This window comes from Bradyrhizobium sp. SHOUNA76, assembly GCF_023006445.1.
GTDB lineage: Bacteria > Pseudomonadota > Alphaproteobacteria > Rhizobiales > Xanthobacteraceae > Bradyrhizobium.
In genome coordinates this window covers 1-12,815 of sequence record NZ_JALBHA010000139.1, presented here as the reverse complement: position 1 = coordinate 12,815, position 12,815 = coordinate 1, and the positions used below count along the sequence as shown (strand labels likewise).

Annotated in this window: 13 protein-coding genes; 3 read left to right on the top strand and 10 right to left on the bottom strand. The window is 64.2% G+C overall.

Going from position 1 to position 12,815, the window contains the following annotated elements; genetic code table 11:
- From MOV74_RS16855 to thiD, 3 genes are all read right to left on the bottom strand, one after another.
- On the bottom strand, positions 1-399 hold a 399-nt coding region (locus MOV74_RS16855), incomplete at its 3' end, for a glycosyltransferase (protein WP_246924537.1).
- A gap of 13 nt (positions 400-412) precedes the next feature.
- Complete coding sequence (locus MOV74_RS16850; protein WP_104465794.1) at positions 413-1,225, bottom strand: UDP-2,3-diacylglucosamine diphosphatase; 813 nt, start codon at positions 1,223-1,225, stop codon at positions 413-415.
- A 228-nt stretch (positions 1,226-1,453) separates the two neighbouring features.
- The gene (thiD, locus tag MOV74_RS16845; RefSeq protein ID WP_246924534.1) at positions 1,454-2,254 is read right to left on the bottom strand and encodes a bifunctional hydroxymethylpyrimidine kinase/phosphomethylpyrimidine kinase; all 801 of its coding nucleotides are present in this window, start codon (positions 2,252-2,254) and stop codon (positions 1,454-1,456) included.
- A 342-nt stretch (positions 2,255-2,596) separates the two neighbouring features.
- Here thiD and MOV74_RS16840 point away from each other — a divergent pair, with 342 nt between their 5' ends.
- Positions 2,597-4,540: a PAS domain-containing sensor histidine kinase gene (locus MOV74_RS16840; RefSeq protein WP_246924531.1), complete on the top strand. Its 1,944-nt coding sequence runs from the start codon at positions 2,597-2,599 to the stop codon at positions 4,538-4,540.
- Between the two features lie 95 nt (positions 4,541-4,635).
- Positions 4,636-4,881: an Lrp/AsnC family transcriptional regulator gene (locus tag MOV74_RS16835; RefSeq protein ID WP_018317369.1), complete on the top strand. Its 246-nt coding sequence runs from the start codon at positions 4,636-4,638 to the stop codon at positions 4,879-4,881.
- A gap of 1 nt (position 4,882) precedes the next feature.
- On the opposite strand, the gene MOV74_RS16830 is transcribed toward MOV74_RS16835, so the two are convergent.
- Positions 4,883-5,821, bottom strand: coding sequence for a cytochrome c (locus MOV74_RS16830; protein WP_246924528.1), 939 nt, complete (start codon positions 5,819-5,821; stop codon positions 4,883-4,885).
- Between the two features lie 155 nt (positions 5,822-5,976).
- Between MOV74_RS16830 and MOV74_RS16825 the strand changes: the two genes are divergently transcribed.
- Positions 5,977-6,393, top strand: coding sequence for a CHRD domain-containing protein (locus tag MOV74_RS16825; RefSeq protein WP_246924525.1), 417 nt, complete (start codon positions 5,977-5,979; stop codon positions 6,391-6,393).
- Positions 6,394-6,575: 182 nt separating this feature from the next.
- Here MOV74_RS16825 and MOV74_RS16820 read toward each other — a convergent pair whose 3' ends face one another.
- From MOV74_RS16820 to MOV74_RS16795, 6 genes are all read right to left on the bottom strand, one after another.
- Complete coding sequence (locus tag MOV74_RS16820; protein ID WP_246924522.1) at positions 6,576-7,859, bottom strand: cystathionine gamma-synthase family protein; 1,284 nt, start codon at positions 7,857-7,859, stop codon at positions 6,576-6,578.
- A 292-nt stretch (positions 7,860-8,151) separates the two neighbouring features.
- Positions 8,152-8,598 (bottom strand): cytochrome c, encoded by a 447-nt coding sequence (locus tag MOV74_RS16815; protein WP_246924520.1) that lies wholly within the window; start codon positions 8,596-8,598, stop codon positions 8,152-8,154.
- Between the two features lie 154 nt (positions 8,599-8,752).
- Complete coding sequence (locus MOV74_RS16810) at positions 8,753-11,062, bottom strand: xanthine dehydrogenase family protein molybdopterin-binding subunit (protein ID WP_246924518.1); 2,310 nt, start codon at positions 11,060-11,062, stop codon at positions 8,753-8,755.
- 158 nt (positions 11,063-11,220) lie between these two features.
- Complete coding sequence (locus MOV74_RS16805; RefSeq protein WP_246924516.1) at positions 11,221-11,745, bottom strand: GNAT family N-acetyltransferase; 525 nt, start codon at positions 11,743-11,745, stop codon at positions 11,221-11,223.
- 48 nt (positions 11,746-11,793) lie between these two features.
- The gene (locus MOV74_RS16800) at positions 11,794-12,069 is read right to left on the bottom strand and encodes a DUF1127 domain-containing protein (RefSeq protein ID WP_246924514.1); all 276 of its coding nucleotides are present in this window, start codon (positions 12,067-12,069) and stop codon (positions 11,794-11,796) included.
- Positions 12,070-12,329: 260 nt separating this feature from the next.
- On the bottom strand, positions 12,330-12,815 hold a 486-nt coding region (locus MOV74_RS16795), incomplete at its 5' end, for a lipid II flippase MurJ (protein ID WP_246924512.1).

The following is a 12,815-nucleotide window of genomic DNA, read 5'->3' as shown; positions in this document are numbered from 1 at the left end:
GCTGGGGCTGTGGAAACGGCGCAGCGCCCGCCAGATCAGCGAGCCCGGAACCGGCACGCGGGCGCGGACATATTCGGGAAAGCGGGTGTGGAAGCTGGTTGTGAACGGCAGCCTGCGCTGGCGGCAATAGCGGCGGACCATCAGGCCGATCGGCCCTTCCGTCGCGATGTGGATGCTGTCGGGCCGCGCTTCCTCGATCAGCTTGGCGATCCGCGCCGGGCGCGGCATCGCCAGCCGCACGTCGCGATAGCTCGGCATCGCGAAGGTGCGGAACGATTGCGGCGTCAGGAACGTGAATTCGACACCGAGCGTCTCGGCAGCGTCGGCGAGTTTGGTCAGCGTCCGAACCACACCGTTGACTTGCGGGTGCCAGGCGTCGGTCGCGACCAGAATGCGCATCAGGCGGCCTCTTCTATGCAGCTCTGGCTGCAACCTGCGGGACGGCTGCCGGCTTCTGCAGATGATCCGCCCAGGTGATGATCTCGAAATGACCGTCGTCGTGCTCCACGAGCGCGGTGCAGCTCTCGACCCAGTCGCCGCAATTCATGTAGCGAATGCCGCCCTCGTCGCGGATCACGGCGTAGTGGATGTGGCCGCAGATCACGCCGTCGGCGTCGTGGCGCCGCGCCTCGGCGGCAAGCGCCTGCTCGAACGCGCCGATATAATTGACGGCGTTCTTGACCTTCTGCTTGGCCCATTGCGACAGCGACCAATAGGGCACGCCGAATAAGCGGCGGAAGAAGTTGACGAAGCGATTCATCTGGATCGCGAAGTCATAGGCCTTGTCGCCGAGATGGGCGAGCCAGCGCGCGTTCTGCACCACGAGATCGAAGATGTCGCCGTGGATGACGAGATAACGCTTGCCGTCCACGCCGGTGTGGACGGTGTTCTCGACCACGTCGATGCCGCCGAAATGCGTGCCGTAATAGTTACGCAGGAACTCGTCGTGATTGCCGGGGATGTAGACGACCTTGGCGCCCTTGCGCGCCTTGCGCAGCAGCTTCTGCACGAGGTCGTTGTGGGATTGCGGCCAGTTCCAGCTCGATTTCAGCGCCCAGCCGTCGACGATGTCGCCGACGAGATAGATCGTGTCGGCATCATGATAGCGCAGGAAGTCGAGCAGAAGATCGGCTTGAGAACCGCGGGCCCCGAGATGAACGTCGGAGATGAACAACGTGCGAAAGCGCCGCTCCGGGCTCTCGTCACTCACATCGTAACTTCCCATGCGCCAGCCTGTAACAATGTCCCGTGACAGGGGGATGACTGATTGAACTTTTGAGGCACCTTCAGATACGAATCACGCCTTGCCTCGCCCACCCCGCGAATATCAGTCGCATGCGACAATCAGGCGACATGGCGCCGCAGGGGGTGCCTAGGGTCAGATTGACACTGGAAACCGCGAGAGCAGGTGCGCTCCCTCTCCCGCTTGCGGGAGAGGTTGAGCAAGCCCGCGTCAGTAGAACTTGTGGAAATGATGAATCGGGCCGTGGCCGCGGCCGACGCTGAAGCGGTCGGCAGCGCCAATCGCGGCGGTGATCCAGGCCTTGGCGTTGCGCACGGCGCTTCCGAGATCCTCGCCTTTGGCCAGCCCCGCCGCGACTGCCGAAGACAGCGAGCAGCCGGTGCCATGGGTGTTGCGGGTCGCAACGCGGGGCGCGGCGAGCGCGATCGTGTTGTCGGCATCGATGAGATAGTCGGTGCTCTCCCTGCCCTCGCCGTGCCCGCCCTTGATCAGGACCGCACGGCAGCCGAGCGCCAGCAGGCGCCGCCCCTGCTTTTCGATCTCAGCCTCGCTTGCCGCGATCGGCTCGTCGAGCAGAGCCGCGGCCTCCGGCAGATTGGGCGTGATCACGGACGCCAGCGGCATCAGCCTGGTGCGCAGGGCGTCGACGGCTTCGGACGCCAGCAGGCGGTCACCCGATGTCGCCACCATCACGGGATCGAGCACCACATGCCCCGGTTGCCAGCGCGAAAGCGCCGCCGCAATCGCATCGATGCTGGCGACCTGGGCCACCATGCCGATCTTCACGGCACCGACCTCGAGATCGGCGAACACGGCATCGATCTGCGCGGTGACGAAGTCGGCTGGCACGGCATGAATGCCGGTGACGCCGCGCGTGTTCTGAGCCGTCAGTGCCGTGATGGCGGAAGCGCCATAGACGCCGAGCGCGGCAAAAGTCTTCAGGTCGGCCTGGATGCCGGCGCCGCCGCTCGAATCGGAGCCGGCGATGGTGAGGGCGACCGGGGTCGTCATCGCCGGACACATTTGCTGGATACGGACACCGCCATGGCCTGTCCTAGCGCGACCGTGGAACACCGGCAAGCGCGCCGGGCCGCAGCCGACGGTGATTCGCGACACCGTGGCGCAGGCCGAATCAGGCGGACATTGCGGGCTTCGCGCCGCAATGGTGCGGGCTTGAAAATGCAACCGCGCCGGACCCTTGGTATAGTCGCGAACTGCTTCGCCGATGTGTGAGACGTCAGGTGGTGGAACCATTCACCGATGCTGCGGGCCGCCCCGGCCCACAAGCCGCCTGGAACGGAATCTTTGGGTGGAACGATGTGGGCCTTTTTTGAACGTCTCCTCGACTCGTCCATGCTTTCGCCGCACGGCATCTGCCTGTTATGGGAGCCTGAGCTGATCTGGCTTCACGTCGTTGCCGACGCCTGCATCGCCGCCGCCTATTTTTCGATCCCGTTCGCCCTCGCGATTCTGGTCACCAAGCGGCGCGACCTCAAATTCGGCTGGGTCTACTGGGCATTCGCGATCTTCATCATGGCGTGCGGCCTGACCCATGTGCTGTCGATCTACACGCTCTGGGTTCCGATCTATGGCATCGAGGGCATCGTCAAGGCGGCGACCGCGGTGGCATCCGTGGTCACGGCGGGCGCGCTCTGGCCGCTGCTGCCGAAGATCCTGACGATCCCCTCGCCGTTCGAGCTACGACAGGTCCAGGCCGCGCTCGAGGAGGAGGAAATCAAGACCCGGGACGCCACGCTGCTGCTCCAGCAGGTCAGGGACGCGCAGCGTGCGATGCGCGAGAGCGTGGCGCGCCTCACCGCAATCGTCGAGACCGCGGTCGACGGCGTCATCCTGTTGGATGCGCAGGACCGCATCCTGCTGTTCAATCCGGCCTGCGAGCGCTTGTTCGGCTACTCTGCCGACGAGGTGATGAGCCGCAACGTCGGGATGCTGATGCCCGAGGCGGGCGCCGGGCCCGACAGCCACGCGAGCTATTTCGCGACCGCGGGCGAGGCCATCGGCCTGCGCAAGGACGGATCGACCTTTCCGATGGACGTGTCGGTCGGCCAGGCGCGGCAGGACGGCGAATTGATCTTCGTCGGCATCGTCCACGACCTGACCGCGCGCAAGCTGACCGAGCAGCAGCTTCAGCAGGCGCAGAAGATGGAGACGGTCGGTCAGCTCTCCGGAGGCATCGCTCACGACTTCAACAATCTGCTCACCGTCATCATCGGCAACGCCGAGCACATGAGCGAGCAGCTCAAGGCTCGGCCCGATCTGCGGCGCTTTGCCGACGACATCTGCCAGTCGGGCGAACGGGGCGCCGAGCTGACGCAGCGGCTGCTCGCATTCAGCCGCCGCCAGTTGCTGCAGCCCCAGATGATCGATTGCCGCGGCCTGCTCGATTCCATGTTCAAGCTGCTCAAGCGCACCTTGCGTGAAGACATCGAGATCAGGACGAGCACCGGCCCCGGCACGATCGTGGCGTTTGCCGATCGCGCCCAGCTCGAATCCGCCGTGCTCAACCTCGCGCTCAACGCGCAGGACGCCATGCCCGCAGGAGGACATTTGACGCTGAGCACGGAGCTGACCGCGATCGACGAGGACTATTGCACCCTTCACCCCGAAGTCGCAGCCGGCGCTTACGCGTTGATCTCGATCACCGACGACGGCGAAGGCATGACACCTGACGTCAGCGCACGCGCCTTCGAGCCGTTCTTCACCACCAAGGACGTCGGCAAGGGCTCGGGCCTCGGCCTCAGCATGGTCTATGGCTTTGCGAAGCAATCAGGCGGCCACGTCTCGATCTACAGCGAGACCGGCCTTGGGACGACGGTCCGAATCTATCTGCCGCGCGCGGACACCGGACAATCGCAGGCCGACCTGTCCGATGGCGAGGACGCGGCGCCGCGAGGATACGAGACGATTCTGATCGCCGAGGACGATCCGTTCGTCCGTTCCTCCGTCATTCGCAGGGTGGAAGCGCTCGGATATCGCGTCGTTGCCGCGGTCAACGGCAAGGAGGCCTTGCAGCAGCTGCGCACTGACCCCGGCATCGACTTGCTGTTCACCGATATCGTGATGCCGGGCGGCATGAACGGCTGGGAGCTCTCCGATCAGGCGCGGCGGATTCGTCCCGGTCTGCCGGTCCTGTTCACCTCGGGCTACGCGCTGGAGACCCTGGTCGAGCAGGGCCGTGCGCCTGCACAGGCGATCGTGCTGACCAAGCCCTATCGCAAGGTCGAGCTCGCCCAGCGGCTCAGAGACGCATTTGCCGCGGCGGCCGTGACGTCCTGAATGCCCGATCGGCATCTGGCGGCCGGCAAGTCCGCTTGCTAAATCGTACCGGTTTTGGCCTATTAGCCGCCAGATACGCTTTCGGAGTGCCCGCGATGGTTCCTTTTTTCGTCCAGATCAAATGCAAGCTCGGACAGTCCTATACGGTCGCCAATGCGCTTGCCGAAGCCGAGATCGCTTCCGAGATCTACTCCACGGCCGGCCAATACGACCTCCTTGTGAAGTTCTACGTCGACAAGGACACCGACATCGGCCATTTCGTGAACGAGAAGGTGCAGGTGCTGCCGGGCATCCAGGACACCCTCACCATCATCACCTTCAAGGCGTTTGGCGCCAGCTGAGCTAACCAGCTTCCTTGCCGGCTTCCTTCCGCTTGGGCCGCGGCGGACCGTCCACCGGCGGCAGCGATTTGAGATAGTCCGCCATCGCCGCAAGGTCCTCGTCGGGCAGTTGCGAGGTGTTCTTGATCACACGCGTCATCGCGCCGCCGACGCTGTCGCCGTCGGGCAATTCGCCGTTTTTGAGAAAATAGGCAATGTCCTTCGCGCTCCACTCGCCGAGGCGCTTCTGCGTGATGTTGGGCACCCAGCCCTCGCCTTCCGGATTGGGGCCGCCGGCAAAGCGCTGGCCTTCGATGATGCCGCCGAGCGCGTTACGCGGGCTGTGGCATTCGGCGCAATGGCCAAAACTGTTGACGAGATAGGCACCGCGATTCCATTGCGGCGACTTCGTGCCGTCGGCAATGAGCGGCTTGTCGTCCAGAAACAGGAATTTCCAGATGCCGACGTTGCGCCGGATATCGAAGGGAAAGCGCATGTCATGGTCGCGCACCCTGCCGGTCACAGGCGGAAGCGTCTTCAGATAGGCGAAGAGATCGAGCACGTCCTCGCGCCTTGCGCGCTGATAGGACGTATAGGGAAAGGCAGGAAAATAATGCTGCCCGCCCGGCGAAACGCCGTGCATCACCGCGTTGACGAAGTCGGCGTCGGTCCATTTGCCGATACCGTCATTCGGATCGGGGGAGATGTTCGGCGCGTAGAACGTTCCGAACGGGGACTTGATCGCGACGCCGCCACCGAGCCTGACGCGATCGGGCTGGTCGGGAGTGGCATGGCAGGACGCGCAGCCCCCGGCGTTGAACATGGTCTCACCGTTGGCGAGGTCGGCCGCATGGGCCGGCGCATGGCCCGCAGCTGCCACCACCGGCGCGCTGAGCCACCAATAGACGCCGGCGGCAGCGACCACCGCGAGCAGCCCTACGAGAATTGTTCGTTGCAACATGCAGATCCATTCACTCGTCGCGGCAAACCTAGGACCAATGTCGTCGCGGCTCCAGCCACGAAGAATTTAGCCTGCCCTGACCGGAAACGGGAATAAACTGAAATGCCGGCTGTTGGAAGTTTGGCAGCCCGAACGGGTTCAGCAGGGAGAATGTCATGAACAAGACCGTCATCGCCGTGTTAGCGCTCGGTGCCGTCGCTTTTGCGGGCCCGGCCAGCGCCGAAAAGCTCAAAGCAACGCTCGACGGCAAGTCCGAAGTGCCGGCAACGACCAGCAGCGCCACCGGAACCGCCGATCTGGACTATGATGCCGCCAGCAAGAAGCTGTCCTGGACCGTCACTTATTCCGGGCTCTCCGGCCCCGCCACTGCGGCGCATTTCCATGGGCCTGCCGAGGCCGGCAAGAACGCCGGTGTCGCGGTTGCGATCCCGAATGCGGCCTCGAGCCCGGTCAAGGGTGAAGCCACGCTCACCGATGCGCAGGCCGCCGATCTGCTCGGCGGCAAGCTCTACGTCAACATCCACACCGCGGCCAATCCGGGCGGCGAGATCCGCGGTCAGGTCACGAAGTAAGCCGCAACGCTGCTTCGTCGCGCGAAGGCCGGGCGCAGGAGGGAGCGTCCGGCCTTTTCGATTCCAAAGCGGTTCACCTTCGTAGCCCGGATGAAGCGCAGCGCAGTCCGGGACGGACTCCGAGGGGTGAAGACCCCGGATTACGCTTGCGCTCATCCGGGCTACGCACTTTTCGATCGCGCTCAAGCTGCATTCAGCGCCTGCGTGAGGTCGGCGATCAGGTCCGACGGGTTCTCGATGCCGATCGACAGCCGGATCGTGGAATCGAGCACGCCGATCTTCTGCCGGATGTCGGCGGGAACGCCGGAATGAGTCATGGTTGCAGGCAGGCTCGCGAGCGACTCGGTGCCGCCGAGACTCACCGCCAGCTTGAGGATCTGCAGCGCATTGAGGAATTTGACGGCGGCCTCCTTGCCGCCGACGATGTCGAACGAGAAGGTGGATCCCGCCCCCAGGCATTGCCGCGCGAACGCACGCCCGGCTGGCGAAGACTCCTCGTGATGACCGAGGTAGTGGACCTTGGCGACCTTGGCGTGATCGCGCAAGAAGTCCGCAACGAGGCGCGCGTTGCTGTTGGCCTTCTCCATGCGCAAGCTCAGCGTTTCGAGCGAGCGGTTGATCATCCAGCAGGAATGCGGATCGAGCTGGGTGCCGATGGCGCCGCGCAGCGCCTTGATGCCCTTCATGATCGCCTTCGAGCCGAGCGCTGCACCCGCGATCAGATCGGAATGGCCGCCGACATATTTCGTCAGCGAGTACAGCGACAGGTCCGCGCCGTGCTCGATCGGCCGCTGAAACACCGGCCCGAGCAGCGTATTGTCGCAGGCGATGATCGGCGTGTCGCCTTGCGCCTTTCCGATGGAATCGGCGACACGGCGGATCATGGCGATGTCGACCAGGCCGTTGGTCGGATTGGCCGGTGTCTCGATCAGGATCATCGATACGCGGCCTTTGGCCATGGCCTCCTCCGCGGCCTGCTTGACCGCCGCCTCGTCGATCCCGTCGGCGAAGCCGACGGCGCCGATCGACAGACGCGCCAGCGTGTTCGTGAGCAGCGTTTCCGTCCCGCCATAGAGCGGCTGGGAGTGCAGGATGACGTCGCCGGGGCGGACGAAGGCAAGGATCGTCGTCGCGATGGCCGCCATGCCGGATGAGAACAGCGCGCAGCTCTCGGTGCGTTCGTAGATCGAGAGCCTGTCCTCGACGATCTCGCTGTTGGGATGATTGAAGCGCGAATAGACCAGGCCCGCGCCCATCCCTTCCGGGGGCTCGCGCCGGCCGGCGACGAAATCGAAGAAGTCCTGCCCGTCATCGGCCGTCTTGAACACGAAGGTGGAGGTCAGGAACACCGGGGGCTTGATGGCGCCTTCCGACAGCTGCGGATCATAGCCATAGGTCAGCATCAGCGTCTCGGGATGCAGCATGTGATTGCCGATGTGCGTCTTCGACGGAAACGGTTTTGCCATGGCCTGTCTCGCTCTTGATTGAGATCCTCGCCGCGCGTTGGAACTCCTGATGTCATGCAGTCAGGAAAGAGACGCGCCGACTCGCATCAGCGCCGCGGCTGTTGACTCGAAGATAGCCGCTCCGGCAGCTATCCGTCAGACCTTGCGAACAGAAAAAAGGGCAGTCGCTTTCGCAACCGCCCTTCGATTCCCGTGGCCCGGATGAGCGAAGCGACATCCGGGACAAGTTTATCAACCCGCACAGGCTTCCCGGATTTCGCTGCCGCTCCATCCGGGCTACAAGAGCCCCGCCTCAGCTGTTCTTGACGCGGTAGGTCTCGTGGCAGCCGCCGCATTCCTTGCCGATGGCAGGCATGTTCGCCTTGAGCGAGTCCAGGTCCTTGATCTTGCCCTTGGCCTCGCCGACGACCTTGGCGAAGCCTGCGATCCTGGCGTCGAAGCCAGCCTTGTCCTCCCAGACCTTCGGCGAGGTCGAGTAGTCACCGTCGAGCTTCACGCCCTTGGCGCTCGCCGGAAACAGGTTCGGCAGCTTCTTGGCGGTATCCTCGAACTGCGCCAGCGCGCTGTCCACTGTGGCCTGGTCGTAGGGCTTCTCGCCCTTGACCATCGCCGACATCGCGCCGGCGTTCTTGCCGTTACCCTTCATGAGGGTCTGGGCTTCCTTGACGGAATCTTGTTGTGCCCAGACGGCGCCCATCCCGAGCAGCAGCGCGCCCCCAACAACCAACACTCGCTTCATTCGCAAATCCCTTTCGCTGAGACAGGATCGTGCTGACCCCACATTGGGCCAACCCCGATTGGCAGATTTCATTCCATCCAGAGCGCGACGATAAATCGCCGCACTCCGGATCATTTGGCTGAGCCTGCAAAACGCGTTCCGCGTTTGCTTGGACTTACAGGCTGTGACGGCGGTGGTGCTCGTTGATGGCGATCCACACCCGCTCGGGCGTTGCCGGCATGTCGATGTGGTCGATCTTGTATTCGCGCCAGAGGGCGTCGACGATGGCGTTCACGACCGCCGGACAGGAGCCGATCGCGCCGGCCTCGCCCGCCCCCTTCACGCCCATCGGATTGGTCTTGCAGGGAACGTTGTTGGTCTCGAACACGAAGGCCGGCCCGTCCGCCGCCCGCGGCAGCGCATAGTCCATGAAGGTCGCGGTGATGAGCTGGCCGTCATTGGGTCCATAGACCACCTGCTCCATCAGGGCCTGGCCGATGCCCTGCATGGCGCCGCCATGCACCTGGCCGGCCAACAGCAGCGGATTGAGCGTCTTGCCGAAATCATCGACGATCACGTAGTTGACGATCTTGATGATGCCGGTAGCCGGATCGATCTCGACCTCCGCGACATGCGTGCCGTTGGGATAGGTGCCGTCGGCGCTGGCGAAGGTTGCGCTGCCGTTCAGCTTCGACGGATCGACATCCGGCCGCTTGGCGAGATCGGCGAACGAGATCGAACGGTCGGTGCCGGCGATGCGCACCACCCCTTCCGAGATTTCGAGGTCGCCGGCGCCGGCCTCCAGCGCCTGCGCCGCAATTTCCTTCAGCTTTTGTCCGAGCTCCCGCGTCGCACGCTCGACGCTGACGCCGCCGGAGGGGATCGAGGCCGAGCCGCCGGTGCCGAGGCCCGTGGCAATCTCGTCGGTATCGCCCTGGCGGACGTGGACCCGTTCCGGCGCGACGCCGAACTGCTCGGCGACGATCTGGGCATAGGCGGTCTGGTGGCCCTGCCCGCTCGACTGTGTGCCGATCAGCACGGTGACGTCGCCGTTGGGATCGAGGCGGACATTGGCTGTCTCCTCACCCATCACGCCGCAGATCTCGACATAGCTCGCCAGCCCAATGCCGCGGATCAAGCCGCCCTTCTTGGCCGCCTTGGCGCGCTTGGGAAACTCCTTCCATTCCGCGATCTCCATCGCGCGCTTGAGATGCGCGGCGAAGTCGCCGGAATCATAGACCTTGCCCGTGGCCGTCTTGTAGGGCAGCGCCTTCGGCGGGATGAAGTTCTTGCGGCGGATCGCATCCGGCGTCGTGTCGAGTTTTCGCGCGCAGGCGTCGACAAGGCGCTCGATGACATAGGCGGCCTCGGGGCGGCCCGCACCGCGATAGGCGTCCACCGGCACGCTGTGCGTAAAGATCGTGCGCACCCGGCAATGGAAGGCCTGGATGTCATAGAGGCCCGGCAGCATGCCGGCGCCGCCATGGGGAATGTAGGGGCCGAAGGTCGACAGATACGCGCCCATGTCGCCCATCAGGTCGCAATCCATCGCGAGGAACTTGCCGTCTTCAGTCAGCGCCATCTTCGCGGTGGTGACGTTGTCGCGGCCCTGCGCATCGCCCAGGAAATGCTCGGAACGGTCGGCCGCCCACTTCACCGCCTTCTTCAGCTTGCGCGCTGCGACCGCCAACAGGGCGTATTCCCGATAGGGAAACAGCTTTGTGCCGAACCCGCCGCCGACATCGGGGCAGATCACCCGCATCTTGTCGGTGGGGATGTTGAGCACGTTCTGGCAGAGGATGTCGCGCAGGCGGTGGCTGCCCTGGCTGCCGACCGTCAGCGTCAGATGGTCACGCTTGGCATCGTATTCACAGACCGCGGCGCGCGTCTCCATGAAGCTCGCGACCACGCGCGGATTGACGATGGAGATTTCGGCGACCGCATGCGCCTTGGCGAAGGCGGCTTCGGTCGCCGCCTTGTCGCCGATCGAGACGTCGAACAGCACGTTGCCGGCCTTGTCGGGCCACACCTGCGGTGCGCCCTTCTTCACGGCGTTGACGACGCCGGTCACTGACGGCAGCGGCGACCATTTGACGTCGATCGCCTCGATCGCGTCACGGGCCTGATCGATGGTCTCGGCGACGACGAAGGCGATGGAATCGCCGACATGGCGCACCTCGTCCTTGGCCAGGATCGGGTATGGCGGGCCGGTGAACGGATCGGTCTCGAGATTGAACAGGCACGGCAGATTGCCGAGATCCCTCACGTCATCGGCGGTCAGGATCAGCGCGACGCCGGGAAGCCCGCGGGCACGACTCACATCGATGGTGTATTTGGCATGCGCGTGCGGCGAACGGAGCATCAGGCAGCGCAGCGCAGCCTGCGGCGCGTAATCGTCGGTATAGCGGCCCTTGCCGCGGATGAGCGCGTCATCCTCCTTGCGCAGCACGCTTTGGCCAACGCCGAACTTGATGGGAGCCGCCATTTTATTGTCCCGTCCTATGGTTGTTTTGCCGGCATATTGCCGTGGAAAAAGTGGCAAGGCAAATGGGTTTGGGCGGGCCGCTCCCATGGAGATGATGATTTGAGGCCGCCCTCGCCGGTTCTGGGGCAACCATGCCGCGCAGCCGCGCCAGACCCGCGTCAATGGCTGAATTTCCTGACCATCAGGTACTTGTCATACGTGACGTCACCTATGCGGACGGCAGCGGGATCGGTGCCGTAGACCTCGAACCCGTTGCGCTCATAGGTCCTGATTGCAGCGGTTGCGTCGAGCAGGACGGCAAGATGCACCTGTTCGACGCATGCCTCGGCGTGGGCAAGAAGCTCCTTGATGAGCCGATCTCCAACTCCTTGACCTCGGCCATCTTCCCTCACGTAAACCGTGAAGATATGACCCCTGTGCCGCGATCGCCGATCTGGCGACAAGTAGAAGCCGGCGACTCCGATCAGATGTCCGCGCGCAAAGGCGCCAAGGATCGCTCCGCTCAGCCAATGGCGATAGGCCGCCAGCATCGCCTCGCCGCCCTCATCCTCTTCCCGAGAACCAAAGGTTTGAGGGTGTGCCTGAAGCGCCTCCGCGCGAATGTCGCGGAAGAGATCGAGATCGTCGACAGTCAATCGTCGGATGTCCACGTCCGCCTGGGCGCGGGCCTCATGCGATGTCATGATCGCCTCCTCTCCCTGTCGCAGCGAAGTCCGCTGGGATTGCGGTCGTCACATCCCACCACGGCCCCACAGAGTCCGCGCATTGTCTCTCAACCTATCAAGGGCGCGTTCAGGCGCGATGCTGTCGATCTCGCCGCGCGACAAGCCGATGTCCGTCAGCTCCCTGTCGCTCAGGTCCTGCAAGGTGACCTGTGCACGCGGCCACCGCTCCTGAAACGCACGCCAGTATCGTCTGAGCAGGCTCAAGACGATGGAGAGGTCGGGTCGAAGTCTCGCGGCATCGCCCTCTGGCGCGGCCGTAATGTTCGTCTGTTGGGGTGGCATGGGATGCTCCTGCTGTTGTGCCGGCAGGGAGCGTGGCCAAAGAAAAGGCCCCGTCCGATGCCGGCGGGGCCTGGTGGAAAAGATGTCGTCGTCGAATTCCTAGCGCACGACTCCTCCCACGGCCCAGCCGAAGCGGGTCATGTGGTTGCGGTTGACGATGCGCGAGCATTTGATCATGAGGCATCGATACCACGGCGATTGCACAAAATCAAGAGATGCGCAGATGCTGTTTGCATCCTGGAGGCGAGCGCACTGCTCGCCTAGCCGCGCACCAGCGAGACCAGCCACTTGCGGCCGAACAAAACGAGGATCGCGAGCGCATAGACGATCGTGCCGCCGGCGGCGAGCAGCACCAGCGTCACCTCGTCACGGAAATGCATCGAGCCTAACAAGGGGCCGCTGAAGCGCGCGATCAGCCAGAACGCAACCGCAAGAATGATGCCAGTCAGCAGGAATTTGCCGAGCGACATCAGCCAGGCGCGGTCCAGCACGAGAAAGCCTCGCCGCACCGCGAAGAAGAGCACCAGCAAGAGATTGGTCCAGACCCCGACGGCGGTTGCGAGCGCGAGGCCGATCTGGGCGAGCGATCCCATCAGGGCGAGCTTCAGCGCGACGTTGACCGCAATGCCGGTCAGCGACGCCCGCACCGGCGTTGCGGTGTCCTTGCGCGCATAGAAGGTCGCGACCGCGCTGCGGATCAGCACGAAGGGGATCAGACCGATGGCGTAGGCCGCGAGCGTGGCGCC

Coding starts and splice junctions, on each gene's coding strand:
- MOV74_RS16800 (WP_246924514.1), bottom strand. CDS start 12,069: ATGCCACCCCAACAGACGAACATTACGGCCGCGCCAGAGGGCGATGCC.
- MOV74_RS16850 (WP_104465794.1), bottom strand. CDS start 1,225: ATGGGAAGTTACGATGTGAGTGACGAGAGCCCGGAGCGGCGCTTTCGC.
- MOV74_RS16835 (WP_018317369.1), top strand. CDS start 4,636: ATGGTTCCTTTTTTCGTCCAGATCAAATGCAAGCTCGGACAGTCCTAT.
- thiD (WP_246924534.1), bottom strand. CDS start 2,254: ATGACGACCCCGGTCGCCCTCACCATCGCCGGCTCCGATTCGAGCGGC.
- MOV74_RS16805 (WP_246924516.1), bottom strand. CDS start 11,745: ATGACATCGCATGAGGCCCGCGCCCAGGCGGACGTGGACATCCGACGA.
- MOV74_RS16825 (WP_246924525.1), top strand. CDS start 5,977: ATGAACAAGACCGTCATCGCCGTGTTAGCGCTCGGTGCCGTCGCTTTT.
- MOV74_RS16815 (WP_246924520.1), bottom strand. CDS start 8,598: ATGAAGCGAGTGTTGGTTGTTGGGGGCGCGCTGCTGCTCGGGATGGGC.
- MOV74_RS16820 (WP_246924522.1), bottom strand. CDS start 7,859: ATGGCAAAACCGTTTCCGTCGAAGACGCACATCGGCAATCACATGCTG.
- MOV74_RS16810 (WP_246924518.1), bottom strand. CDS start 11,062: ATGGCGGCTCCCATCAAGTTCGGCGTTGGCCAAAGCGTGCTGCGCAAG.
- MOV74_RS16830 (WP_246924528.1), bottom strand. CDS start 5,821: ATGTTGCAACGAACAATTCTCGTAGGGCTGCTCGCGGTGGTCGCTGCC.
- MOV74_RS16840 (WP_246924531.1), top strand. CDS start 2,597: ATGCTTTCGCCGCACGGCATCTGCCTGTTATGGGAGCCTGAGCTGATC.